This window comes from Lysobacter sp. A378, assembly GCF_054052125.1.
Genome location: NZ_JBSVRK010000005.1, coordinates 16,191 through 38,855, shown reverse-complemented (window position 1 = coordinate 38,855; position 22,665 = coordinate 16,191). Strand labels below are relative to the sequence as shown.

At 65.9% G+C, this 22,665-nt stretch carries 26 protein-coding genes; 10 read left to right on the top strand and 16 right to left on the bottom strand.

Translation table 11 applies throughout. The annotated features are described in order from the left end of the window. Positions 1 to 46: 46 nt before the first annotated feature. The 3 genes from ACW7G1_RS14275 to ACW7G1_RS14265 all read right to left on the bottom strand — a co-directional run bounded on the left by ACW7G1_RS14275 (position 47) and on the right by ACW7G1_RS14265 (position 2,351). The gene (locus ACW7G1_RS14275; RefSeq protein ID WP_456980427.1) at positions 47 to 955 is read right to left on the bottom strand and encodes an NAD(P)/FAD-dependent oxidoreductase; all 909 of its coding nucleotides are present in this window, start codon (positions 953 to 955) and stop codon (positions 47 to 49) included. Next, a complete protein-coding gene (locus ACW7G1_RS14270) occupies positions 952 to 1,398 on the bottom strand; it encodes an Rrf2 family transcriptional regulator (RefSeq protein ID WP_456980426.1) in 447 nt (148 codons plus the stop codon). Before ACW7G1_RS14270 ends, ACW7G1_RS14275 begins: the two co-directional genes overlap by 4 nt. A 146-nt stretch (positions 1,399 to 1,544) precedes the next feature. Beyond that, positions 1,545 to 2,351, bottom strand: a complete 807-nt coding sequence (locus ACW7G1_RS14265; RefSeq protein WP_456980425.1) for a sulfite exporter TauE/SafE family protein — start codon at positions 2,349 to 2,351, stop codon at positions 1,545 to 1,547. Positions 2,352 to 2,475: 124 nt separating this feature from the next. Between ACW7G1_RS14265 and ACW7G1_RS14260 the strand changes: the two genes are divergently transcribed. Beyond that, positions 2,476 to 4,515 (top strand): transglycosylase SLT domain-containing protein, encoded by a 2,040-nt coding sequence (locus ACW7G1_RS14260; protein ID WP_456980424.1) that lies wholly within the window; start codon positions 2,476 to 2,478, stop codon positions 4,513 to 4,515. Continuing rightward, on the top strand, positions 4,515 to 5,741 hold the full coding sequence (locus ACW7G1_RS14255; protein ID WP_456980423.1) for a multifunctional CCA addition/repair protein: 1,227 nt from the start codon (positions 4,515 to 4,517) through the stop codon (positions 5,739 to 5,741). The genes ACW7G1_RS14260 and ACW7G1_RS14255 overlap by 1 nt, the downstream gene beginning before the upstream one ends. Before the next feature lie 31 nt (positions 5,742 to 5,772). Here ACW7G1_RS14255 and ACW7G1_RS14250 read toward each other — a convergent pair whose 3' ends face one another. Both ACW7G1_RS14250 and ACW7G1_RS14245 read right to left on the bottom strand, forming a co-directional pair. Then, positions 5,773 to 6,159, bottom strand: a complete 387-nt coding sequence (locus tag ACW7G1_RS14250) for a VanZ family protein (RefSeq protein WP_456980422.1) — start codon at positions 6,157 to 6,159, stop codon at positions 5,773 to 5,775. A 32-nt stretch (positions 6,160 to 6,191) separates the two neighbouring features. After that, positions 6,192 to 7,376, bottom strand: coding sequence for a class I SAM-dependent methyltransferase (locus ACW7G1_RS14245; protein WP_456980421.1), 1,185 nt, complete (start codon positions 7,374 to 7,376; stop codon positions 6,192 to 6,194). Between the two features lie 84 nt (positions 7,377 to 7,460). Between ACW7G1_RS14245 and ACW7G1_RS14240 the strand changes: the two genes are divergently transcribed. Beyond that, positions 7,461 to 8,237 carry a pteridine reductase gene (locus tag ACW7G1_RS14240; protein WP_456980420.1) on the top strand — a complete coding sequence of 259 codons (777 nt, stop codon included), beginning with the start codon at positions 7,461 to 7,463 and terminating at the stop codon, positions 8,235 to 8,237. Positions 8,238 to 8,445: 208 nt separating this feature from the next. Here ACW7G1_RS14240 and folK read toward each other — a convergent pair whose 3' ends face one another. The 4 genes from folK to tsaD form a co-directional block, all read right to left on the bottom strand. Then, a complete protein-coding gene (folK, locus tag ACW7G1_RS14235) occupies positions 8,446 to 8,928 on the bottom strand; it encodes a 2-amino-4-hydroxy-6-hydroxymethyldihydropteridine diphosphokinase (RefSeq protein WP_456980419.1) in 483 nt (160 codons plus the stop codon). Continuing rightward, positions 8,925 to 10,295, bottom strand: coding sequence for a mechanosensitive ion channel family protein (locus ACW7G1_RS14230; RefSeq protein WP_456980418.1), 1,371 nt, complete (start codon positions 10,293 to 10,295; stop codon positions 8,925 to 8,927). The genes folK and ACW7G1_RS14230 overlap by 4 nt, the downstream gene beginning before the upstream one ends. Next, on the bottom strand, positions 10,292 to 10,657 hold the full coding sequence (gene folB / locus ACW7G1_RS14225; RefSeq protein ID WP_456980417.1) for a dihydroneopterin aldolase: 366 nt from the start codon (positions 10,655 to 10,657) through the stop codon (positions 10,292 to 10,294). The genes ACW7G1_RS14230 and folB overlap by 4 nt, the downstream gene beginning before the upstream one ends. 66 nt (positions 10,658 to 10,723) lie before the next feature. After that, entirely contained in the window at positions 10,724 to 11,746 is a 1,023-nt protein-coding gene (gene tsaD, locus ACW7G1_RS14220; RefSeq protein WP_456980416.1) for a tRNA (adenosine(37)-N6)-threonylcarbamoyltransferase complex transferase subunit TsaD, read from the bottom strand. A gap of 173 nt (positions 11,747 to 11,919) precedes the next feature. Between tsaD and rpsU the strand changes: the two genes are divergently transcribed. From rpsU to ACW7G1_RS14190, 6 genes are all read left to right on the top strand, one after another. Further along, the gene (rpsU, locus tag ACW7G1_RS14215) at positions 11,920 to 12,135 is read left to right on the top strand and encodes a 30S ribosomal protein S21 (protein WP_456963092.1); all 216 of its coding nucleotides are present in this window, start codon (positions 11,920 to 11,922) and stop codon (positions 12,133 to 12,135) included. 167 nt (positions 12,136 to 12,302) lie between these two features. Further along, on the top strand, positions 12,303 to 12,749 hold the full coding sequence (locus tag ACW7G1_RS14210) for a GatB/YqeY domain-containing protein (RefSeq protein ID WP_456980415.1): 447 nt from the start codon (positions 12,303 to 12,305) through the stop codon (positions 12,747 to 12,749). Positions 12,750 to 12,829: 80 nt separating this feature from the next. Further along, positions 12,830 to 13,864 carry a YihY/virulence factor BrkB family protein gene (locus ACW7G1_RS14205; RefSeq protein WP_456980414.1) on the top strand — a complete coding sequence of 345 codons (1,035 nt, stop codon included), beginning with the start codon at positions 12,830 to 12,832 and terminating at the stop codon, positions 13,862 to 13,864. A gap of 97 nt (positions 13,865 to 13,961) precedes the next feature. Then, positions 13,962 to 15,689 (top strand): DNA primase, encoded by a 1,728-nt coding sequence (dnaG, locus tag ACW7G1_RS14200; RefSeq protein WP_456980413.1) that lies wholly within the window; start codon positions 13,962 to 13,964, stop codon positions 15,687 to 15,689. Positions 15,690 to 15,767: 78 nt separating this feature from the next. Then, positions 15,768 to 16,313, top strand: coding sequence for a DUF2058 domain-containing protein (locus ACW7G1_RS14195; RefSeq protein WP_456980412.1), 546 nt, complete (start codon positions 15,768 to 15,770; stop codon positions 16,311 to 16,313). A 183-nt stretch (positions 16,314 to 16,496) separates the two neighbouring features. Further along, positions 16,497 to 17,015, top strand: coding sequence for a hypothetical protein (locus tag ACW7G1_RS14190; RefSeq protein WP_456980411.1), 519 nt, complete (start codon positions 16,497 to 16,499; stop codon positions 17,013 to 17,015). Here ACW7G1_RS14190 and cyoE read toward each other — a convergent pair whose 3' ends face one another. The 4 genes from cyoE to ACW7G1_RS14170 are packed head-to-tail and all read right to left on the bottom strand — an operon-like array spanning position 17,016 to position 20,502. Continuing rightward, positions 17,016 to 17,936 (bottom strand): heme o synthase, encoded by a 921-nt coding sequence (gene cyoE, locus ACW7G1_RS14185; RefSeq protein ID WP_456980410.1) that lies wholly within the window; start codon positions 17,934 to 17,936, stop codon positions 17,016 to 17,018. Between the two features lies 1 nt (position 17,937). Next, entirely contained in the window at positions 17,938 to 19,107 is a 1,170-nt protein-coding gene (locus ACW7G1_RS14180) for a COX15/CtaA family protein (protein WP_456980409.1), read from the bottom strand. Between the two features lie 52 nt (positions 19,108 to 19,159). After that, complete coding sequence (locus ACW7G1_RS14175; protein WP_456980408.1) at positions 19,160 to 19,768, bottom strand: hypothetical protein; 609 nt, start codon at positions 19,766 to 19,768, stop codon at positions 19,160 to 19,162. Further along, the gene (locus ACW7G1_RS14170) at positions 19,765 to 20,502 is read right to left on the bottom strand and encodes an SURF1 family protein (protein WP_456980407.1); all 738 of its coding nucleotides are present in this window, start codon (positions 20,500 to 20,502) and stop codon (positions 19,765 to 19,767) included. Before ACW7G1_RS14170 ends, ACW7G1_RS14175 begins: the two co-directional genes overlap by 4 nt. Before the next feature lie 81 nt (positions 20,503 to 20,583). On the opposite strand from ACW7G1_RS14170, the gene ACW7G1_RS14165 reads away from it, so the two are divergent. Further along, positions 20,584 to 20,790, top strand: coding sequence for a twin transmembrane helix small protein (locus ACW7G1_RS14165; RefSeq protein ID WP_456963082.1), 207 nt, complete (start codon positions 20,584 to 20,586; stop codon positions 20,788 to 20,790). 186 nt (positions 20,791 to 20,976) lie between these two features. Here the strand turns inward: ACW7G1_RS14165 and ACW7G1_RS14160 are convergent, their stop codons facing one another. The 3 genes from ACW7G1_RS14160 to ACW7G1_RS14150 are packed head-to-tail and all read right to left on the bottom strand — an operon-like array spanning position 20,977 to position 22,639. Continuing rightward, a complete protein-coding gene (locus tag ACW7G1_RS14160) occupies positions 20,977 to 21,855 on the bottom strand; it encodes a cytochrome c oxidase subunit 3 (protein WP_456980406.1) in 879 nt (292 codons plus the stop codon). Between the two features lie 38 nt (positions 21,856 to 21,893). Further along, positions 21,894 to 22,508: a cytochrome c oxidase assembly protein gene (locus ACW7G1_RS14155; protein ID WP_456980405.1), complete on the bottom strand. Its 615-nt coding sequence runs from the start codon at positions 22,506 to 22,508 to the stop codon at positions 21,894 to 21,896. Next, positions 22,505 to 22,639: a hypothetical protein gene (locus tag ACW7G1_RS14150; RefSeq protein ID WP_456980404.1), complete on the bottom strand. Its 135-nt coding sequence runs from the start codon at positions 22,637 to 22,639 to the stop codon at positions 22,505 to 22,507. The genes ACW7G1_RS14155 and ACW7G1_RS14150 overlap by 4 nt, the downstream gene beginning before the upstream one ends. Positions 22,640 to 22,665: the final 26 nt, after the last annotated feature.

The window sequence follows — 22,665 nt, the reverse complement described above, 5'->3', positions numbered from 1 at the left end:
GCGGCCGCGGCACCCAAGATCGCGGCGCTCTTGCCGCAATGCAGGACTATGCGGACGGGAACACCAAGGACTGGTGCAACTGCGCACCGGCCCACACACCGTCCCCCACAGCCAGTGAAATCGAGTGCGGGACGCGTGCTGTATCACCACAGGCGTACACGCCGGAAACACTGGTCTCCTTGGCCTCGCTTGTTCTGATCTGAGTGCCCATTGGGGTATCCATGAACTCACATGCCATCTGCTCGGCGATAGGCGTAGACGGGGCGTTGCGCGGAGCGGTGAACACCCCTTCAAAAGGCAAGCGCCGGCCGTCTGCCAGCACAACATCCGCATGCCCCTCGATTCCGGCAATCGTGGTGGACTCGATGGTAACGCCTCGCTCCAGCAGCTCTTGCCCACCGGCGTGCTGATCCAGATCGAGCACGTCCAGATCGAGCACGCCGTTGAGGAAGAAGGTCACCTGGCCCCACTCCGGTAGGAGCCGGGCCTGATGAACCGAGTTGGGTCCGGAGGCGATGACGCCGATGCGGCCGTTGGCCAGCTCATAGCCGTGGCAATAAGGACAGTGAAAAGCGCTCGTTCCCCAACGCTCAGCCAATCCACGAACCTGGGGCAGCTCATCGGACACACCTATGGCCAGCAGTAGGCGCCGTGCCTGGTGAACGTCGCCGTCTCGGGTGCTCACCGCGAAATCATCCTTGGCCCCGGATGCAGCGACCACAAGACTGTCCAGCCAGGTCAACGTGGGATAGCGCTCGAGCTGTGCACGGGCGGTGCTCGCGAACTCGCCCGGGTCGACACCATCCTGGCCGAGGAAACCGTGTGACGCGGTAGCCGCACGATTTCTCCGCTGCCCGGCATCAATGACCAGGACTGTCCGGCGCGCCCTGAGTAGCTGGAGGGCCGCAGCCATCCCCGCATAGCTGCCGCCAATGACGATCACGTCGTACTTCATACGGATGCTCCGCTTCGATGGGTCTGATGCCTGCGCGCGAAATCCGCGGCCAATTGAGCCAGCGAGACCGCTGCGAACCGCTCCATCAGCAGCGCCTCGGCCTCGTCGAAGGCATGGTTGAGCGCCGCATTGACCGCCTGCTCCACCAGGCAGGCCGGGTGCTCGCTGCGGTTCCCGACGGAAAAAAGCGCGGGCTCTCCGAGCGCCTCGTGCAGATCGCGCAGGGAGACGGCGGAAAGGTCGGCCTTGATCCACCATCCCCCCGCATGGCCGCGATCCGCAGCGACCAGCCCCGCGTTGCGTAGCAGGCCCATGGTGCGCCTCACCACAACCGGATGGGTGCCGAGGCACCGGGCTAACGCATCGGACGTCATGGGGGCCCGGTGCTCTGCCATGTGTAGCAGTGCATGGAGCACGACGGATAGGCGGCTGTCTTTTTTCATGTAACTAATGATGTTACAAATGCACTTCCCCCGTCAACGCCGGAGCCCTCCGTGCCTTCCTTCTCCGATGCCGACGCTGTCGGCAATTACGCGAACGGCCCCGTCAGGTTAGTCCCGGGTCCACGCCCTGCACCGCGTGGCCGGCACTACCCGCCCACCAACAGGCTCACGGAGACGATCACCAGGAACAGCGCGAATATCTGCTTGAGGCGAGTTCCGGGCAGGCGGTGGGCCAGACGAGTGCCCCAAGGCGCTGCCACGACCGAGGCAATCGCCACTCCGATCGCGGCCGGCAGGTACACGTAGCCAATCGCGTACTCCGGCAGCGCACCCGCAGGGGCGTGCACCGCATAGCCCAGCGCGCTGGCCAGGCCGATGGCAACCCCGCACGCCGAGGAGGTTCCGACCGCGCGTACCGGCATGACCCCTCGCCAGACCAGCAACGGCACCGTCATGCTGCCACCGCCAATACCAATCACCGCCGACAGTGCGCCGATGCCGCTGCCGGCGGCGACCATCGGCAATCCCCGCGGTGCGGGCACGGCGCTGCCGGTACCGGTAGCCGACCGTTGCCGGCCAAACTGCATTTGCGCCGCCGCCAGCAGGCAGTAACCGGCGACGATATAGCGCAACACGTCATCATCGATGCGCACCGCCACGCCACTGCCCAACCAGCCGCCGATCAGCAGCCCCGGCACCATCCACGCCACCGTTGGCCACAGCACGCTGCCGCGCCTGGAGTGGGCCCGCGCGGAGGCGGCGGCAGTCAGCACGATGCTCGCCAGGGAACTGGCCAACGCGGCGTGCATCGCGGCGTCCGGCGGCACCCCCAACAGTGGCAACAGCCATACCAGCGCGGCGACCAGGACCAGCCCGCCGCCCACGCCGAGCAAGCCGGCCAACACGCCCACCACCAGGCCAAGCAACGGGAACAACAGCCATAACGCGGTCATCAAAACTCCAGGCCGGTCTGAACAGGAAGCCATGCACCGCAGGTGTTTGCGGGCGCGAATTGTCCGACGTCGATGGCGTATTCCGGCGTCGGGACGTTCATGGCGGCTGAGCTATAGTCGAGTCATGTCGCCCCCAATCCTGCCCATCGTACTCGCCGCGCTGGCCATGTCGGTTGCCATGCCTGCCTGCGCCCAATCCAGCCCGACACCGCCCGCACAATCGTCGACAACCGCAGCCCCCACCGCGCCAGCCACGGCCGCATCGATCCAGCCGCTGGCCGACCCGCAGCTGCCACGCGTCGGCGCGGCGATCGAGGCGGCCGAGCGCGGTCGGTTCGACGCGGGACAGTACGCCGACCTGGTGGACCACCCGCTTTATCGGTGGATCCAGTACGCCAGCCTGCGACGCAACATCGACAACGTCGTGCCATCACGCGCCGAAGCCTTCCTGCAGCAATACCAGGGCACGGCGGTGGCCGAGCTGTTCCGGGAGTCGTGGCTCGCGGCCAGCGCGCGTCGCAACGACCCGGTCGCGCTCCTGTCGGCATGGAATGACAACGTGGGCAGCACCAAATTGCGCTGCGCAAAACTGGGTGCACAGGTCACCTTGGGCAAGACGGACGCGCAATGGGTCAAGGACGCGCAAGCCCTGTGGAACAGCAGCGGCAAGTCGCTGCCCAATGACTGCGATCAGGTGTTCGCCGCACTCAGCGAGCGCGGTGGCCTGACACCGGCGATGCGCTGGGATCGAATCGAGGCCGCCACCGCCGAATGGCAGCCGGGTGTCATGCGCAGCGCGGCCAGCGGCCTGTCCGCCCCCGAGCGCGAACTGGCGGAGCAGTACGCCGCTTTCATGGACTTTCCGCACCCACGCGCGCTGAACTGGCCAAAGACCGATCGCAGCCGCCTGGTCGCGTCCCATGGCCTGGCCAAGCTGGGCAAGAGTGACCCCGACCGCGCCGAGGCCTTGTTGCCCCAGTACGCCAACGCGCTGGGCTTCACCGAAGCCGACCGCGGCCGGGCGATGTACATGATCGCGCTGTGGACGGTGGCCTCCTATCTTCCCGACTCCGCGCGCCGGCTCAACCTGGTGCCCGAAGCCAGCTATGACCCTCGATTACACGAGTGGCGCGTCCGCGAGGCGCTGGCACGATCGGATTGGCCCGCCGCCCTGGTCGCGATCCGCAAGATGGGCGACAAGCAGCGCAGCGATTCGCGTTACGAGTATTTCGAGGCGCGGCTGGCCGAACTCGCTGGCGACAAGGCCACCGCGAAGGCCAAATACGAAGCCGCCGCGCGCGAGGCGGAGTTCCATGGCTTCCTGGCGGCCGATCGCCTCGGCCAGCCCTACGCGTTGTGCCCGACGCAGGTCGACGCCGATGCCACGACCATCGCGGCGGTGGCGGCCGATCCCGCGTTGCAACGCGCGTTTGGTCTGCACCTGCTGGGCCACCCGAGCTGGGCGGTGAAGGAATGGCATGACGCCACCGACGGTTTCAGCGATACCCAGCGCCAGGTCGCGGTCAAGCTGGCGCAGGCCAATGGCTGGTTCGACCGCGCGGTGTTTTCACTGGGCAAGGCGCCCGGAGAGAAGCAGCTGTATACATTGCGTTTCCCGCTTCACCACGATGCCACCATTCGCAGCCAGGCCGCGCGCAACGACCTCGACCCGGCCTGGGTGGCAGCCGAGATCCGCGCCGAAAGCATCTTCAATCCGAAGGCGCGTTCCGGCGCGAACGCGTTGGGCCTGATGCAGGTGCTGCCCAGCACCGGCGCTGCGGTGGCGCGACGCATCGGCCAGCCATGGGGCGGCTCGGACAGCCTGTACGACCCCGACACCAACATCGCCCTGGGCACCGCCTACCTGCGCCAGATGCTCGACCAGTACGGCGGCAAGCCGTACTTCGCCATCGCCGGCTACAACGCCGGGCCGGCGCCGCTGGGACGCTGGCAGGCGCAGCGGCCGAGCATGGATGCGGACTTCTGGATCGAGACCATCAGCTACCGCGAAACCCGTGAGTACGTGGCCCGGGTGCTGGCATTCAGCGTGATCTACGACTGGCGCCTGGATGGCGATGCGGCGCGCCTGACTGATCGCATGCAGGGCAGTACCGATGCGCCGCGCAAGTCGTTTGCCTGCCCGGCCAACGGCACCGCGTCCTGATGGAGATCTACCTGGTCGGCGGCGCGGTGCGTGACCGCCTGCTCGGCCTGGAACCCGGTGACCGCGACTGGGTCGTGGTCGGCCAGACCCAGGCATCGATGGAAGCCGCCGGCTTCAAGCCGGTCGGCCGTGATTTCCCGGTGTTCCTGCATCCCGATACCGGTGAGGAACATGCGCTGGCCAGGACCGAGCGCAAGTCCGGGCGCGGCTACCGCGGTTTCGTGGTCGACGCCGATCCATCGGTGACGCTGGAAGACGACCTGTGCCGGCGCGATTTCACCATCAACGCGATGGCCCAGGACGCCCAAGGCAAGCTGATCGATCCCCACGGCGGCGCGGCCGATATCCAGGCGCGCGTGCTGCGCCACGTTGGCGAAGCCTTCGTCGAGGACCCGTTGCGGGTGTTGCGCGCGGCGCGCTTCATGGCCCGGTTCGCGGCGCATGGCTTCACCGTCGCCGACCAGACCATGGCGTTGATGCAACAGATGGTGGCGTCCGGCGAGTTGGCCGAACTGGTGCCCGAGCGGGTCTGGCAGGAGTTGCGGCGCGCCCTCGCCAGTGCACGGCCGTCGGCGTTCCTGCGGACCTTGCACGACGCCGGCGCGCTGGCGGTGGTGTTGCCGGAGGTGGACGCGTTGTATGGCGTCCCCCAGCGCGCCGAGTTCCATCCGGAGGTCGACACCGGCGTGCACGTCGAGCTGGTATGCGACATGGCCGCGCGGCTGGCTCCGGGCGACGACCTGATCGGTTTCGCCGCGCTCACCCACGACCTGGGCAAGGCGTTGACCCCGGCCCATGTGCTGCCACGCCACATTGGCCACGAACAAGCCGGCGTCGCGCCGTTGCGCGCCCTGTGCGAACGGCTGAAAGTCCCCAACGAGCATTTCCAGTTGGCCGCGATTGCCTGCCGCGAACACCTCAACGTGCACCGCTTTGACGAGTTGCGTGCCGGTACCGTGATCACGCTGATCGAGCGTTGCGACGGCTTCCGCAAGCCCGGCCGGATCGACCAGCTGGCCACCGTCTGCAGCGCCGACAAACGCGGCCGCACCGGACACGCCGAAGACGCCTATCCGCAGGCAGACGCACTACGTGCCGCCCATGCAGTCGCCTGCTCGATGCGCGCAAACGACTTGCCTGACGGCCTCTCGGGCCCGGCCATCGGCGCGGCACTGCGGGATGCACGCGTCGCGGCCGTCGCGGCGGCTGCCGGCAAGAAACCCTGAGGCGGCCTCGTGAACTGGTGCCATCGCGCACTCAGCGCAATCGCGCATCCAGGTGCTGCAACCAGCGCGCCACCGGCGTGGCCGACAGCAACAACCCGGCCAGCACACCGAGGCTGTTGGCCAGCACGTCGGCACTGTCGCCAACCCGGTCCACGGTGAGCATGGTCTGGGCGAGCTCCAGGGCAACACCGAAGCCGATCAGACCCAATGCGACCATGGCCTGGGCACGCAGGCGCGCGAACAACATCACCGCATAGGCCGACAGCGCCGCATGGCCAACGAAGTGCTGGATCTTGTCGAAGCCATCGAACGACACCGACGGCAGGTCGTCCGATGGCACCAGCGAGCCGACCGCCACCAACACCAGCAAGCCCACCCACCCGGCCAACCACAACCACGGCCGATGGAAGTCGCGCAACCATCGACCCTGCGTCGCCGCCGCCTCGCTCGTCACAGCCGGAAGCTCAGGTCGCCAGCCAGGAACGCCGCGTCGAATTCGACGCCCTTCTGGAACCCGATCACCTGGAAGCGCTCGCCCATGTGGCTGGGCAAGGTGAGCTGCTTGATCTCGTTGATGCGTTGTTGCCGCTGGCCATCATCGGCGAGCATCTCGACCTGCGCCAGGATCCCGGCCAGGCCATTGCCGAGCACGAAACTGGCCTGACTGCAGTACCCCGCCAGCTCGAACCCCGCCGCCGCGCCAGCCTCGGCAAGCGCAGTGAAATCCACTGACGCGGTGATGTCCTGCAGGCCGGGCCACAACAGCGGATCGGCATGCATGCGGTGGCGGTAGTAGGCGCGCAAGGTGCCATCGTTGCGCTCGGGCAGGTAGTACTCGGCGCGCGGATAGCCGTAGTCGGCGAACAGCATCGCGCCACGTTGCAAACCACCGGCGACCGCCTGGATCCAGTACGGCAGCTGCGGCAGCACCTCGGAGCGGTAGCCATCCGGCAATGGCTGCTCCAGTCGTTGCTCGAGGTTGCGCACCGCGCCGCACAGGAACGCATCGGCGGGGCGGCACTCACGCGCCAGACCGGCTTCGGCCACCACCACGTGCTCCTCGTACACTTGGCCCTGGTCGATCGCGAAACGCGGGGTCGGCAGCGCGTCGATCACCTCGTTGGCGAACACGACGCCATCCCAGTCATCCGCGAACGGCGCGTCCAGCCATTCGACCCGCTCGAACAGCGACGCCGGCAGCTGCTGGCGGAGCCGTTGCTGCTGGCGCTGGCGCAACTGGGCGCTCGGCTCCAGGATCGCGTAACGACAGGGCAGCGCACCCAGGTCATGCAGGGTCTTGAGCGCCACCTCCGCAAACGCACCGGTGCCACCGCCCAACTCCAGCATCCGGGCTTGCGACCCGCACTGCGCCAACACCGGCGCCACCGCCTCGGCGACGCAGGTCGCAAAAACGGGTCCCAATTCGGGCGCGGTGATGAAATCCCCCGACTCGCCAAACTTGCTTGCCCCGGCACTGTAATAACCCAGGCCAGGCGCATACAGGGCCAGCTCCATGAAACGCGAAAACGCGATCGCGCCGTCGCTGGCGGCAATCTGCTGGTGGATCAATGCCTGCAACTGCTCGCTATGGGCGAGCGCATCGGCATCGGGCGGCGGAAGGGTGAAGTCACTCACGTTGACGGAGCTCGCTTGGCATTGGACATCCCAGTCGCGCAGGATAGCGGTTCACCCACCAATGCTGGCTGATTGCCTGCCGCCATGTCCCGACCCGTTGCCCTGATCACTGGAAGCGCCCACCGCATCGGTGCGGCCATTGCCCGCACCTTGCATGCGGCCGGTTACGACCTGGCCCTGCATTACCGCCGTTCCGAGGCGGAGCTGGTCGTGCTGGTGGCCGAACTGGAGGCGACGCGTCCGCGCAGTACCCTGGTGCTGCAGGCGGAGTTGGCCGATTTCGATCGCTTGCCGGAGATGATCGCGCGAACGATTGGTCGCTTCGGCCGCCTGGACGCGCTGGTCAACAATGCTTCTGGCTTCCGCGCCACACCGGTCGGCCAGGCCACGCCGGCGCAATGGGACGAGTTGTTTGCCAGCAACGCCCGCGCGCCGTTCTTCCTCGCCCAGGCCGCTGCGCCCCATCTGGCCGCCGCCGGCGGTGCCATCGTCAACATGACCGATATCCACGCCGAGCGCCCACTGCCCGAACACACGATCTACTGCATGGCGAAGGCGGCGCTACTGATGGCCACCAAGTCGCTGGCGCTGGAACTGGGCCCGCGGGTGCGGGTCAACGCGGTCTCGCCCGGCGCGATCCTGTGGCCGCAGGATCCGGACGACACGGCCACCGCACAACCGGCAGACCGGGGCGCCGCCTCCCTCACCGCGGCGCAGCAGGCGAAACTCGCACGCACGCCACTGGCCCGCACTGGCACGCCGGCGGAAGTCGCCGAAGCCGTGCGCTGGTTGTTGCAGGACGCAAGCTACTGCACAGGGCAAGTGCTGTATCTGGACGGTGGCCGGATGCTGGCCGGCTAAAGAGACCTGAACAACTCGGCGTTTGCCCGTCATCCCTCTTTTGCCCGTCATCCCTCTTTTGCCCGTCATCCCACTTTTGCTCGTCATCCCCGCGAAGGCGGGGATCCATGGACTTCGATAGTCACGCACGTAACGTCCATGGGTTCCCGCCTTCGACCGCAGGAAGTCCAGTCGGACGCGGGAATGACGGCAATGGTTCAGACCTTCCCTAAAGCTCGATCACTTCCATCGGCAGGTCGTGGTCCTCGTGCATCGCCCACAACTCGGCCAGTGTGCGGCCATCACCGGGCACGACCGTGTCGGCGGCGATATCGGCCAACGGCTTCAGCACGAAGGCATGCTTCAGTTCCGGCCGGGGAATACGCAGGTTGCCTGCGCCCTCCATGACCCGGTCGTCAAACAACACCACGTCGATGTCCAGGCTGCGATCCCCGTAACGCGGGCCACTGCGGTCGCGGCCGTGGGCGTCTTCGAGCGCATGCAACCAGTCGTTCAACGCGTCCGGTTCAAGATCGGTCTGGATCACGGCGGCCGCGTTGTAGAAGTCGCTGCCGTCGAAGCCTACCGCGCGGGTGCGGTAGGTCGGCGACAGCCCGAGCACCTCGAAGCGCTCGTGCAGCGCGGCGATGGCCTCGCGCAGATGCCGCGCCGGGTCCAGGTTGCTGCCCAGGCTGAGATACGCCCGGCTCATGCGCGGTCCGGTTGTGCAGTGCCGGTGTCGGAACCCGCAGGACGGTCATCGGTGTCACCGTCGGCGCCCATACCGGCATCGGCGGCGGCCGCCGCCATGGCAGCGGTGTTGACCACACCGCGCGGATGACCGCCCAGGCCGGCAATCATGTCGGCACCACTGGGCTGCTGGAACAGGCGCAGCCCGAACTCGGGCAGCACGGCCAGCAGATGGTCGAAGATATCGCCCGCCAGGTTCTCGTAGGCCACCCAGCCGACATCGGCGGAGAAACAGTAGACCTGCATCGGCAGCCCGGTAGGACCGGGATCTTGCTGGCGCACGATCAGGGTCATGTCCTGGTTCACCCCCGGGTGGGCGCGCAGGTAGGCCGTGACGTAGGCGCGGAAGGTGCCCAGGTTGGTCGCGCGGCGGTTATTGACGGGGTCCTTGCCGGCCGCCTGCAGCTTGGCGTTGTACGCCTCCAGCTCCTCACGCTGGGTATCCAGGTAATCGTCGATGAGTGCGATACGACGCAGGCTGGTTCGCTCCTCGGGGCTCAGGAAGCGCACCGAGGACTGGTCCAGCAGCAATGACCGCTTGATCCGTCGCCCGCCCGATTGCTGCATCCCCCGCCAGTTGCGGAAGCTCTCGCTGATCAGCTTGTGGGTCGGGATGGTGCTGATCGTCTTGTCCCAGTTCTGCACCTTGACGGTGTGCAGACTGATGTCGATCACGTCGCCGTCCGCGTTCTGGCTGGGCATCTCGATCCAGTCGTCCACCCGCAGCATGTCGTTACTGGCCAACTGCACGCTGGCCACCAGCGACAGGATGGTGTCCTTGAACACCAGCATCGTCACCGCGGTCATGGCGCCCAGGCCGGTCAGCAGGAACCCCGGGTTCTTGTTGATCAGTGCGGCGATGATCAACACGGCGGCAATCACGTACACCACCAACTTGACCAGTTGCAGGTAGCCCTTGATCGGCCGTTCGCGTGCGTAGCGGCTATTGGCCTGGTAGATATCGTTGAGCGCGTCCAACAGGTTGCCGACCGCCATGGCCAGGGTCAGCGCGACATAGGCCCAGGCGACATTGCGTATCACCGCATCCACGACTTCGGGCAAGCCCGGTATTGCGCCGACCCCGGCCAGCAACACCAGTGCCGGGACCACGTTGGCCAGCCGCGCGAGTACCCGGCGCGACATGATCGCGTCGTCCCAATGCGACGGCGAAAGCCGGGCCACCCGGGCCACGATCTTCAGCAGTACCTGACGGGTGAGCCAGTTGGCGATCCATGCCGTGAGCACCAGAAGCACGATGCCAAGCACGGTCGGGGCATACGGAATGGCAAGCACCGGCTGCAGGAATTCGGGATAGGTGATTGGATTCATCCGTGCAGGGTACCGGCCGATCGCTCGATCATCACCCCCACGGCACGTGCGCCACGCACGGCGCCGGGCTTGCTCAGCTTGAGCTTGACGTGCTGCACGCCGAACTCCTCCAGGATGATCGACGCCACCCGTTCGGCCAGGGTCTCCACCAGGCCAAAGTCGGATTGCGATACGTACTCGACGACCCGCTTGCTGACGGCCTTGTAATTGAGCGTATCGCCGATGGCATCGGTTGCCGCGGGGACCCGGTTGTCGAACGCCATCTCGATATCGAATACCAGCGGCTGGCGGATCCGCCGCTCCCAGTCATAGATGCCGATCAGTGCGTCGATTTGCAGCCCTTCGATGAATACCTTGTCCATTGCGTTCCCGTGCCTTGGGCAGCGCCATCGCGGCGCGTACCGGAGTGATGGAGATGTAGGGGGCCGTTAAACTGCCGGCAGGGCTGCCATGTCCCAGCGGGGAGCTACCGTCACGGCGGCATCCGCGTGTTGCCCGGCCTGCAGCCGCAGCGCGCCGGCGAAAGCGATCATGGCGCCGTTGTCGGTGCAGAACTCCGGCCGCGGGAAGCTGACCCGGCCACCGCGGCTGGACGTCATCTGGTCAAGCCGGGCCCGCAACCGCCGGTTGGCGCCGACGCCACCGGCAACCACCAAGGTCTGGCAGCCGGTCGCCTCCAGCGCGCGTTCGCATTTGATCGCCAGCGTATCGACCACGGCGTCCTCGAACGCGCGCGCGATGTCGGCACGCACCTGGTCGGACTGGTCGCTGTCACGCCACGCCAGCATCACCTGGGTTTTCAGGCCGCTGAAGCTGAAGTCCAGACCCGGCCGGTTGGTCATCGGCCGCGCGAACTTGTATCCCCCCGCGGTGCCTTGCTCTGCAAGCGCTGCCAACTGTGGCCCACCCGGGTAGGGCAGTCCCATCAATTTCGCGGTCTTGTCGAAGGCTTCGCCGGCCGCGTCGTCCAGGGTCTGGCCGAGCAGGCGATAGCTCCCGATGGCGTCCACGGCCACCAGCTGTGTATGGCCCCCCGAGACCAACAACGCCACAAACGGCGGCTCCGGGCGTCCGCGTGGATCATCCTCCAGCAACGGCGCCAGCAAGTGACCTTCCATGTGGTGGACGGCGACCGCCGGCTTGTCCAGGGCCCAGGCCAGCGCGCGCGCGACGCCGGCGCCAACCAGCAACGCGCCGACCAGGCCCGGACCGGCGGTATAGGCCACCCCGTCGATATCCTCGACTGTCATTCCTGCCTCGCCCAGGGTCTGCCGGATCAGCGGCAGCAGCTTGCGCACGTGGTCCCGGCTGGCCAGCTCGGGAACCACCCCGCCGTACTCGGCATGCAGCGCTATCTGGCTGTACAGCGCGTGCGCGAGCAAGCCGGTAGCCGTGTCGTACACGGCCACGCCGGTCTCATCGCAACTGGTTTCGATACCCAGGACTCTCACGGCAATGGCAGCTCGAACGAAGAAGGAGGACAATCAAGGGTACGCCAGCGGCCCCTTTTGCGCGGCGTACTCCCGCATTCAGCCGGCCCGGACTTGCGTCTGTCCCATGCGGCTCGCTATCATATGCGGCTCGCCTGGATCTGCCAGGCAGTTCACCCGAACCGAGATTCCGTATGCCCGCCGTCAAAGTCCGCGAAAACGAGCCCTTCGAGTTTGCCCTGCGTCGCTTCAAGCGCACCTGCGAGAAAGCCGGCGTACTCGCCGAGACCCGCAAGCGCGAGTACTACGAAAAGCCGACCCAGGAGCGCAAGCGCAAGGCTGCCGCTGCGGTGAAGCGTCAATCCCGCCGCGCCGCGCGCGACGTGACCAAGCGCCAGCGCCTGTATTGATCGGTTGAGCCATCGCGCCTGAGGCGCGTCGCTCACGCCTCCCGCGCCCGCCCTTCGTGGCCACGGGCACGGAGGGAGATACCTGCACCAAGCCGGCCGCGCCGTCATGCGCAGCCGGCTTTTTGCGTTGGCATCATTTTCACCCCCCATACCCACAAGGCACCGTCATGACCCTCAAGCAGCAACTTACCGATGACATGAAAGCCGCAATGAAGAGCGGCGACAAGCAGGGCCTCGGCGTGATCCGCCTGATGCTGGCGGCGCTGAAGCAAAAAGAAGTCGACGAGCGCATCGAGCTGGAAGATGCCCAGGTGCTGGTCATCCTCGACAAGATGGTCAAGCAGCGCCGCGACTCGGTCACCCAGTTCGAGGCTGCCAGCCGCGAAGACCTCGCCACCATCGAGCGCGACGAGATCGTGGTGATTGAGCGCTACCTGCCGGCCAAGCTGTCCGAGTCTGCGGTCATCGCCGCAATTGATGCCGCAATGGCGGAAACCGGTGCTGCCGGCCCTGCCGACATCGGCAAGCTGATGGGTGTGCTCAAACCGAAGCTCGCCGGCCAGGCGGACATGGGCCTGGTGTCGAAGCTGGTGAAACAACGCCTGAGCGCCTGAGCCCCCCCCACGCGACGCAATGCTAACTCGTGTTCATCGATACTGGTGGGGACGTTCTCCACGTCGCTGATGAACGCTGCATGCCGACCTCCGACCGCAACGCCGACGAACCTGCCGCGCCCGTCCTGCCTGGACCTTCCCCGGAGACGCACGGGGAAACCCCCGACCCGGAGATCATCGATCGCATCCACGGGCTGCAGGCCCGGCTGGAGCAGAGCTGGCCGGCCAAGTTCGTCCGCCGGTTCATCGACTACGACATCCTCGCGCTGGCGGCGGCATTGGCGTTTTACACCTTGCTGTCGCTCGCGCCGCTGGTGGTGTTGCTGTTGTGGCTGACGACCGCGCTGTACCCGGCGGCGCAGGATGAGTTCTTCCACCAGGTCGGCATGTTGGTGGGACCCCAGGTCGAGGACACGGCGCGGCTGATCGTCGCCAACGCCGAGCAGCAGCCGGACACCGGTTCATTTTCCGCATTGCTGAGCGTCGGCGCGTTGTTGATTGGCGCCTCCATCGTCTTTGGACAATTGCAATCGGCGCTCAACCGGGTTTTCCGTAGCGACGCCAAACACCTGGGCGGCCTGCTGAGCTGGGTCCGCAAGCGGTTGCTTTCATTCGGGATGGCACTGGGAATGGGCTTCTTGCTGGTGGTATCGATGGTGGTGCAAGCCGCATTGGCGATCATCATGCTGTGGCTGCCTGACCTGCTGCCGGTATTCGCCGCAGCGGTTTCCTTCCTGCTCTACACGTTGGTGTTTTCGTTGATCTACCGGCTGCTGCCGGATCGCCCCGTCAGCCGGCATCGTGCGCTGTTCGGCGGCGCACTCACGGCCGGCCTTTTCATGTTCGGCCGTTGGGCGATCGGCCTGTACCTGGGCCGGGCCACCCTGGGCAACGCCTATGGGCCGGCCGGCGGTCTGGTGGTGATGCTGGTGTGGCTGTACTACTGCGCGATGGTGTTCATGACCGGCGCACTGATCACCGCGATGCTGGACGAGCATGCGCGGGTCAAGAGCCGCTTGGCCGACGAACGATCCAGGGCCGCAAACGCCTCTGCACCCGCCGCGACCGGCTTCCAGGCGGACGACCCACCGCCCGCCGGCGCCAGCAACATCTGACACTGCTTTTCTCGCCGGCAAGCGGAACGCCTGCTGCGATGGCATCCTAGCCCTACCACTCACTTTCGATCATGGATGTCCGCCAGGACAACGCTGCATGGCCCGCATCCCCGACGCATTCATCGATGACCTGCTCGCCCGCTCCGACATTGTCGAGCTGGTCGGCGCGCGGGTGCCGCTGAAACGCCAGGGCAAGGAATACTCGGCGCGCTGCCCGTTCCACGACGAGCGCTCACCCAGCTTCACCGTCTCGCCAACCAAGCAGTTCTACCACTGCTTCGGCTGCGGCGCCCATGGCACCGCGATCAGCTTCCTGATGAACTACGACCGGCTCGAATTCCTCGATGCGGTCGACGAGTTGGCCAAGCACGCCGGCATGGAAGTGCCGCGTGATACCCGGCAACGCAACGCCAATCCCGATGGCCAGGCCCTGTTTGACGCAATGGCGGCGGCGGCAACCTTCTTCCAGCAGCAACTGGCCGACAGCACGAAGGCGCGGACTTACCTGGACGGACGCGGCGTGGATGCCGAGACCCGCGCGCGCTTCCACATCGGCTACGCACCGGATGGCTTCAATGCCCTGCGCGACGCGTTGGGGACCGATCAGCGCCAGACCAGCCTGCTCGAGCGCGGCGGCCTGTTCTCCAAAAGCGACAGCGGCCGCATCTACGACAAGTTCCGTGACCGGGTGATGTTCCCGATCCACGACCGTCGCGGCCGCGCCATCGGCTTCGGTGGGCGGGTGCTGGATGCCGACGCCAACCCCAAATACCTGAACTCACCAGAGACCGAGCTGTTCCACAAGGGCCGCGAACTGTATGGCCTGTGGCAGGTACGGCAGGCCCACAACAAGATCCCCCGGCTGATCGTGGTCGAGGGCTATATGGATGTGGTCGCCTTGTTCCAGCACGGCGTCGACACCGCAGTGGCCACCCTGGGCACCGCGACCACGCCCGACCACGCCGAGCTGTTGTTCCGCAACGCGGCGGACGTGTATTTCTGTTTCGACGGCGATCGCGCCGGCCGGGCAGCGGCCTGGCGCGCAGTCGAATCGATATTGCCGCGCATGAAGGACGGGCGCCAGGGATTCTTCCTGTTCCTGCCCGATGGCGAGGATCCCGACAGCATCGTTCGCCGCGAGGGTGCCAGTGGCTTCGACCAGCGTTGCCAGGCCGCCACGCCGCTGTCGCAGTATCTGTTCGACTCGTTGTCCAGCGATGTCAACCTGGGCACCCTGGAAGGCAAGGGCCGGCTGGCCGAGCGTGCCAAACCCCTGCTCGCGCAGATCCCCGAGGGCGCGTTCGCCGACCTGATGCAGCAACGGCTGACCGAGCTGACCGGCGTCGGCGCCCGCACCAGTACCGCCACTACCCATGTTCCGGTACAGCGCGCCCGCGCCGGCCATGGGCGCGCCACCCCGCGCCGCAGCCTGGTGCGCAGTGCCATCCTGCTGCTGCTGCAACAGCCCGCACTGGCGCTGGAGCTGGAACCGCCATTTCGTTTTGCGGCGTTACAGCAACCCGGCATCGACCTGCTGGTCGACCTGCTGGGCCTGGTCTATGAGCGTCCCGACATCGGTACCGGCGCGCTGATCGAGCACTTCGCCGACCGCCAGGAGCACGAGTCACTGCAGAAGCTCGCGGTCGTCTCGCTGCCGGGCGACGAGAGCACGCTGCGCGAGGAGCTGCTCGACACCATCGCTCAGCTCAACCGCCAGACCCTGCAACAACGCGTCGACGAGTTGCAGGCCCAACGCCACCAAAGCGGCTTGAGCGATGACGACAAGGACGAGCTGCGCGGATTGCTGCTGGCCCGCCTCAGCTAGCCTGGGATGCCAGCGGGGCTTGTTCCGCGGCAACGCTACAATCATTGCTCCCCTTCACGGAACCACGGTCTTTTTACTATGCGCACCCCCCTGCAGGAGCAGTTGCTGAAGGCCGGCCTGGTCAAGAAGGACAAGGTGGCCAAGGCAGTTCGCGAACAGACGCGGCAGCGCCATGGCCGCAGCACCGCAACCCCGGATGCCTCGCCGGTAGACACCCGCCAGCTGCAGGAGCAGCGCGTCGAGCGTGACCGCGCGCTGGCGGCCGAGCGCAATGCCCAAGCCCACAGTGCCGAGCTGCGGGCGCAGGTCCGGCAGATCGTCGATAGCCACAAGGTCACGCGCGAAGGCGAGATTGCCTACCGCTTCAACGACGACGGCGCGATCAGGAGCGTGCTGGTCAACGAGACCCTTCGCGCCCAGCTCGCCAAGGGTGCGTTGGTCGTTGTCCGCCACGGCCAGAGCTATGAGTTGCTTCCCCGCGCGGCCGCCGACAAGGTCGATTCGCGCGATCCGTCGATGATCGTGCTCGACCATGGCCGCAAGGACATCGCCCAGACCGGCGGCGATGACGCGGACGACGAGTACTACCAGCGCTTCCCGGTGCCCGACGACCTGGTCTGGTGACGCTGCCGCAGGCTCGTTGACTCGACGACGACGCACGCACGTCTAGTCTGGATGGCGATGACGTAGCGGAGAGATCACATGCCTGCGCGTGCACCACGGCCAGGTCGGACTGTGCGACTGGTAGCTTGCGCCCTTGCAGTTGTCGCGATCAGTGGCTGCAGCGGTAATCTGCCGGCATTCGACTTGCCCAACGCGCAACCCAAGAACGACACCAGACACGCCGATGCAGTGACGTCGGCGACGAAAACCGTCGCGCTGCCAGTACCGACGCTGACCACCTCAGCCATAAACCCGGCCGAAGACGCGTTGGCAGGCTTCCTGGCGGACCGGCAGGTGGAGCAGGTTCCGGCTTACCGTGAGGCACTTGTCGATCTTGACGGCGATGGCGCCGATGACCTGATGATGTTGCTGGAGGGTAGTCGCTGGTGCAGCGGCCGTGGCTGCTCATTGCTGATCTTTCATGCGGCGCCCGAGGGAAATTTCCGTCTGGTCACCCGGACCACGAATACCCGGCCGCCGATTGCGATCAGTTCGCGTCGCCATCGGGGCTGGCATGATCTGTTCGTCGGCGTTGGTACCGATCCCGACCGCGTCGGCACGGTCGCGCTCCAGTTCAACGGCGACGGCTATCCGGCCGATCCATCGTTGTCGGCATTGCTGGCGGCGCAATCGCCGTCTTCGGCACGCATCGTGATCGAGTGATCAGCCGAGCGCCTTGAACTCCATCAGTGCGGCCGGCTGCATGAGTGCCAACAGCCAGTGGTCGACCAGCAGGAACCCAAACAGCGCCATCAGGTACACGATCGAGAAGCCGAAGACCTTCATGGCGTAGGTCTCATCGGGCGGGTCCATCAACCGCCAGGCGTAATAGAGGAACGCCGCACCGAGCACCAGCGCGCCGCCCAGGTAGAACAGGCCGCTCATGCCGGTGGCCCACGGCAACACCGTCACCAGTACCAGCAGCACGGTATAGAACAGGATCTGCCAGCGGGTGTACTGCACGCCGTGGGTGACCGGCAGCATTGGCACCATCGCCTTGCGATAGTCTTCGCGGCGGAAGATTGCCAACGCCCAGAAATGGGGCGGCGTCCAGATGAAGATGATCAGTACCAGCAGCAATGCGTGCGGATCGAGCTGGCCGGTGACGGCCGTCCATCCGAGTGCGGGCGGTGCAGCGCCTGCGAGGCCGCCGATCACGATGTTCTGCGGCGTCGCATGCTTGAGGTACACGGTGTAGACCACCGCGTAGCCGATCATCGAGGCAAACGTCAGCACCGCGGTCAACACGTTGACCCACACCAGCAGGATCAGCATCGACAAGCCCGCCAGTGCGAGCGCAAACAGCAGCGCCTGGCGCGGGGTCACCTGGCCGACCACGATCGGGCGCCACGACGTGCGCGCCATCTTGGCGTCAATGCGGGCATCCAGCAGCTGGTTGATGGTCGCTGCGGAAGCCGCGGCCAGCCAGATGCCCAGGAAGCCGAGCACGGACTCCTTCAGCGGCGGTAGTCCAGGCACTGCGAGGAACATGCCGATCGCTGCGGTGAAGATGATCAACGCCACCACGCGCGGCTTGGTCAGGTCCCAGTACTCGCGACAGGTTTGACGGAAGGTGTGGCTCATCTCACGCCTCCGGTGCGCGCAGCCGCGCCAACAGCGATACCAGCACAAACAGCAGCAGCACGGCACCGGCGTTGTGCGATACCGCCGTCCACAGCGGCAGGGCCAGTTTGACATTGGCGATGCCGAGGCTCACCTGGGCCAACACCAGTAGCCCAAGCAGGCTTCCCCAACCGCGCATGCCCGGCTTGCGCAACAGCACCCACGACACCCACAGCAGGTAAATGGCCACCACCAGCGCCATCATCCGGTGTGCCATCTGGATCGCGATGCGCGATGCGCCGTCCAGCACGCCGCCCTCGTAGTCCACGCCGATCCCGCGCCACAGCACGAATCCTTCGCGGAAATCAGTCGGTGGCCACCACTGGCCCACGCAGGTCGGAAAATCGGTACCGCAGGCAAGCGCCGCGTAATTGGCACTGGTCCAGCCGCCCAACGCGATCTGCGTGCCCAGCAACACCAGCCCGGCAATCATCAACGTGCGTAGCCGGGGCGCCTCGGCCAAGCGGATCGGCACGTTGGTCGCACGCCACGCCATCCACAACAACAGCGAAAACGTCAGCAAGCCGCCCAACAAATGCCCCATGACCACGATCGGTTTGAGCAGCCAGGTCACCGTCCACATTCCCAGCAGTGCCTGGAAGATGATCACCGCCAAGGTCAGGGTCGCGGCCCGGGCCAGGTCCAGGTTGCTCCAGCGCAGCGCCGAGAACAGCAGTATGGCTTCTGCAACGATCGCCAACACCGACGCGGCAACGTGCTGATCGCGCATGTACAGCGGGATTGCGACCGCCACCATCACCGACGCGGCGACGATCCGGGCGATGCCGAACTTGCGTCGGCGGGCGGCCAGCAAGGCCAAGCCCAGGGTCAATACACCCAATGCGCCGGCAACCATCCGGTGCAACTGCTCGCGCCACGCCTTGTCGACATTGACCGGCCGGATCTCGGCGGCGGCATGGTCGGCGCCCTGCCCGGCCTGCGTTGGCCATGCGGCATGGCCATAACAGGTCGGCCAGTCAGGGCAGCTCAGGCCGGCATCGGACAAGCGCACGAAAGCCCCGAACACGATCACTCCCAGCGCCAATGCCACCGCCAGCCAGGCGAGGCGATGGAAGTGCCGCGCTGGCCGCAGATGAGTCGAGTGGCTGGGGAGGTTGTGTGATGCGGTCATTGGGTTCCCTTGGTGGATACCGGTTCCGGGCCCGGAACGGTAACGACCGTACTCAGATCAGTTTGAACAGCGTGGCCAGGTCGGAGCGTAAGCCGCCGGCATCGAAACCGGGCTCGAAGCGCATGATCACGAATCCATTGGGATCGATCACATACACCGGCACGCCGGCGGGATCATCCACGCCCGGCAACCCCGCGAGCAACCGCGGATCCGGCTGCAGCTGCCGCAGCGTGCGAGGCAACGGCATCGCGGCGGGCGGCATGCAACCCGGGGAGTCACAGATCCACAGGATGTGTAGGCGGTCCGCATCCTTGCCAAACAGCCGCCACACCTTGTCCAGGTCGCGTGCAAGCTCGGCGCACTCCGCGCCACAGTCCGTTGGCGGCGCCAGGGCAATGCGCCAGGTGCGGGCATCCGGATTCCACTCATACGTGCCGCCGTCCACCAACTGCGGGATGACTTCGCGCAGGTCCGCTGGCGGCTGCAGCACTTCGCCGTGGTTCTTGCTGCCTTCGGGTTGCCAGCCGGAGAATCGCAGGAAGCCCGCGACAGCCGCGCTACCAAAGAACAGTGCAAATATCGCGACCAGCATGATGCGGTTGCGGTTGCGCGACTTGATGTCGATATCCTGCGGCTTGGCAGGAGGTTGCGGGCTGGTCATGGCGTATCGGCCTTGGGGTTGTGCTTGCGCGGTTTGCGGAAAGTAACGATGAGGGCAGTGGCCAGCACCGCCAGCGCCAACGCGAACCACTGCAGTGCGTAGGCGCGATGCTTGTCGGGCGTGAGCGTGTTGGCAAGCAGCGCCAGGTCGCGCTCATACCCCAGTGGCGAGGCCGGATCCAGGCGCAACACGCGCGGCGCGAGAGGCAGGTCGATCGCCAACGCGATGGCCGCGACGTCCACCCGGGTCAGCAGCCAACTGCCGCCGTCACGCACCAGTCCGGGGCCCATCGGGATCCCGGTGGACGGAGGCGGCACCAGCAACCCTTGCAGGTCGATCTTGCCTTCTGGCCGGGCAATGGCCGGCAAGGTGCGGTCGGCCGGCAACGGCAACCAGCCCAGGTCGACCAACAAGGGGGTGCCTTGTTCGGGCAGGAACACCCGATAGGCGTTTACGCCGACGCGGCCCTCGCGCTGCTGGTTGTCGAGCAGCAATGGCGGGCGCGACGCGAACTCACCGCGGCCCGCGGCCCAATCATAGGATTCCAGGCGGCTCTCGTCGGTTGCCAGGCCCAGTGGATGACGTTCACGCGTGGCCAGCACCTGCGCGGCGGCATCCAGCATTCCCTGTTTCTGGACCGCCCGATGCAGCTGCCAGTTGCCCAGGTTGACGAACAGTACAATGACGACCGTCGCCGCCAGCCAACCAACGACCAATGTGTGGCGTCGGCTCACGTCTTATCCATCACAACTTGCGATAATCCACCCACGTCGACTCCCGCGCCGGGCTGGTCGCAAACACGCCGGAGCAAATTGATGAAGACCCTGGTGATCATCGGCTTCCTGGTTTTGATTGTCTGGAACCTCGGGGCCGCGCTTTACTACATGCTGGTCGACAAGGGCGAGAGCAAGCGAACCGTCAACGCATTGACCCGTCGGGTCGCACTGTCCATTGCGATGATCTTGTTTGTGGCGGTCGCCGCAAAGATGGGATGGATCCAGTTCCACTCCGTTGGGGGCTGAGGGCTCGCCCAACCGATCGCCGGATGGCGGGTAGGCCGCATTACCTCCACCGCTGGAAGCTGGCCTTGATCCGAAGCTGGCCCTGATCCCATCACCGGCTTGTTGTCTATTGGGGCGGGCTGGTTGCCGACCCGCCGCGACGTCCGGGAAGGCGCGATGTCCGGGAAAGGATTGCGTGGATCGTGGTTACAGCACGTAGACGAACAGGAACAGCATCAACCAGACCACATCGACGAAGTGCCAGTACCACGCCACAGCCTCGAAGCCAAAATGGTCGTCCGCGCTGAAATGTCCCTTGAGGCATCGGAACCAGATGATCAGCAACATGATCGTGCCCAGCGTCACGTGCGCCCCGTGGAAGCCGGTCAGCAGGTAGAAGGTGGAGCCATATATGCCTGAACCCAGGGTCAGGTTCAGCTCGGCATAGGCGTGAGCGTATTCCTCGGCCTGGAAAAACAGGAACAGACAGCCCAGCAGCACCGTCAGCCCCAGGCCGACCAGCAACGCTTTGCGCTTGCCCGCCTTGAGCGCGTGGTGCGCAGCAGTGAGGGTCACCCCGGAACTCAAAAGGATCAGCGTATTGAGCAGCGGCAGGCCCCACGCCGCGACCGTCTGATAAGCACCGCCGACGGCGCCCGGGCCATTGCTCGGCCAGCCCGTGGTGAAGCCATCCCAAAGCAGTGCGTTGGTCATCGCGCCGTCGCCGGCGCCACCCAACCATTGCAGCGACAGCTGGCGGGAGTAGTACAGCGCGCCAAAGAACGCGCCGAAGAACATCACTTCCGAGAAGATGAACCAGACCATGCCCATCCGGAACGACATGTCCACCTGGCGGTTGTACTTGCCGCGCACCGACTCGCGGATGACGTCGCCGAACCATCCAAACAGCACCCCGATCATCAATGCGACGCCGACGATGAAGGTCCAGCGTCCCCAACTGCTCTGGTTGAGCCAGCCACCGGCACCGGTCATCATCACGAACAGGGCAACGGAGCCCAGGATCGGCCAGCGACTGTGGTGCGGGACGAAGTAGACGTTGGCGTCAGACGACTGGACTTGGGCCATGGAGATGGTTCCGTTATGCAATGGGTTCAATGGAGCAATCAGGGCGCTGAGACCGGCGTAGCCGACACCGGACGGGCACTGGATGCCAACTTCGCGGTGAGCTCAGGGTTCTTGAAAAACGTATACGACAGGGTGACTGTCTTGATGTCTTTGGGCAAATTGGGGTCGATAATGAACCGTACCGGCATGTCCCGGGTCTCTCCGGCAGCCATGGTCTGGGCGGTGAAGCAGAAACACTCGGTCTTGCTGAAGTAGCGGGAAGCGCGTGCCGGCGCGACCGAGGGAACGGCGCTGCCGACAATCGCCCGGTCACTGTTGTTGCGCGCGAAATAAGTGGTCTCGTACTGCACGCCCGGGCGCACCTGCATGGTCGACTCGTTGGGGTTGAAGCTCCAGGGCAACTTGGAATTCACCCCGCCGTCGAACTCCACGGTGATCATCCGCTCCACCGCGGCATTGGCGTCGGCGACGTGCTCGGCAGCGGTATTGTCCAGCCGGATACCGAACACCTTCTCACACGCAATCCGGTACAGCGGCACCAGGCTGAAGCTGAAGGCGAACGCCACCGCGGCCGCGATCAGCATCTTGGCAAGACCGGCCGTCGCCTTGCGCGGCGGCGTCGATGGCGTCGATGGATCGTGTCCGGCGTTCATTGCCTGAGTGCCGCAATCAGCATGAAACCGCCGTAGACCACCGCTGCAGCCACCGCCAGCCACAGTGCGGTACGCCGTGCGGCCTTGCGGCGCGCGGCGACATCATCACGTGGTGGCGGGGTCGGAGTCATGTTCGGTCCAGGTCGGGAGCGTGCGG

Coding starts and splice junctions, on each gene's coding strand:
- ACW7G1_RS14275 (WP_456980427.1), bottom strand. CDS start 955: ATGAAGTACGACGTGATCGTCATTGGCGGCAGCTATGCGGGGATGGCT.
- ACW7G1_RS14270 (WP_456980426.1), bottom strand. CDS start 1,398: ATGAAAAAAGACAGCCGCCTATCCGTCGTGCTCCATGCACTGCTACAC.
- ACW7G1_RS14265 (WP_456980425.1), bottom strand. CDS start 2,351: ATGACCGCGTTATGGCTGTTGTTCCCGTTGCTTGGCCTGGTGGTGGGC.
- ACW7G1_RS14260 (WP_456980424.1), top strand. CDS start 2,476: ATGTCGCCCCCAATCCTGCCCATCGTACTCGCCGCGCTGGCCATGTCG.
- ACW7G1_RS14255 (WP_456980423.1), top strand. CDS start 4,515: ATGGAGATCTACCTGGTCGGCGGCGCGGTGCGTGACCGCCTGCTCGGC.
- ACW7G1_RS14240 (WP_456980420.1), top strand. CDS start 7,461: ATGTCCCGACCCGTTGCCCTGATCACTGGAAGCGCCCACCGCATCGGT.
- folK (WP_456980419.1), bottom strand. CDS start 8,928: ATGAGCCGGGCGTATCTCAGCCTGGGCAGCAACCTGGACCCGGCGCGG.
- ACW7G1_RS14230 (WP_456980418.1), bottom strand. CDS start 10,295: ATGAATCCAATCACCTATCCCGAATTCCTGCAGCCGGTGCTTGCCATT.
- folB (WP_456980417.1), bottom strand. CDS start 10,657: ATGGACAAGGTATTCATCGAAGGGCTGCAAATCGACGCACTGATCGGC.
- rpsU (WP_456963092.1), top strand. CDS start 11,920: ATGCCCGCCGTCAAAGTCCGCGAAAACGAGCCCTTCGAGTTTGCCCTG.
- ACW7G1_RS14210 (WP_456980415.1), top strand. CDS start 12,303: ATGACCCTCAAGCAGCAACTTACCGATGACATGAAAGCCGCAATGAAG.
- ACW7G1_RS14205 (WP_456980414.1), top strand. CDS start 12,830: ATGCCGACCTCCGACCGCAACGCCGACGAACCTGCCGCGCCCGTCCTG.
- dnaG (WP_456980413.1), top strand. CDS start 13,962: ATGGCCCGCATCCCCGACGCATTCATCGATGACCTGCTCGCCCGCTCC.
- ACW7G1_RS14195 (WP_456980412.1), top strand. CDS start 15,768: ATGCGCACCCCCCTGCAGGAGCAGTTGCTGAAGGCCGGCCTGGTCAAG.
- cyoE (WP_456980410.1), bottom strand. CDS start 17,936: ATGAGCCACACCTTCCGTCAAACCTGTCGCGAGTACTGGGACCTGACC.
- ACW7G1_RS14180 (WP_456980409.1), bottom strand. CDS start 19,107: ATGACCGCATCACACAACCTCCCCAGCCACTCGACTCATCTGCGGCCA.
- ACW7G1_RS14175 (WP_456980408.1), bottom strand. CDS start 19,768: ATGACCAGCCCGCAACCTCCTGCCAAGCCGCAGGATATCGACATCAAG.
- ACW7G1_RS14165 (WP_456963082.1), top strand. CDS start 20,584: ATGAAGACCCTGGTGATCATCGGCTTCCTGGTTTTGATTGTCTGGAAC.
- ACW7G1_RS14160 (WP_456980406.1), bottom strand. CDS start 21,855: ATGGCCCAAGTCCAGTCGTCTGACGCCAACGTCTACTTCGTCCCGCAC.
- ACW7G1_RS14155 (WP_456980405.1), bottom strand. CDS start 22,508: ATGAACGCCGGACACGATCCATCGACGCCATCGACGCCGCCGCGCAAG.
- ACW7G1_RS14150 (WP_456980404.1), bottom strand. CDS start 22,639: ATGACTCCGACCCCGCCACCACGTGATGATGTCGCCGCGCGCCGCAAG.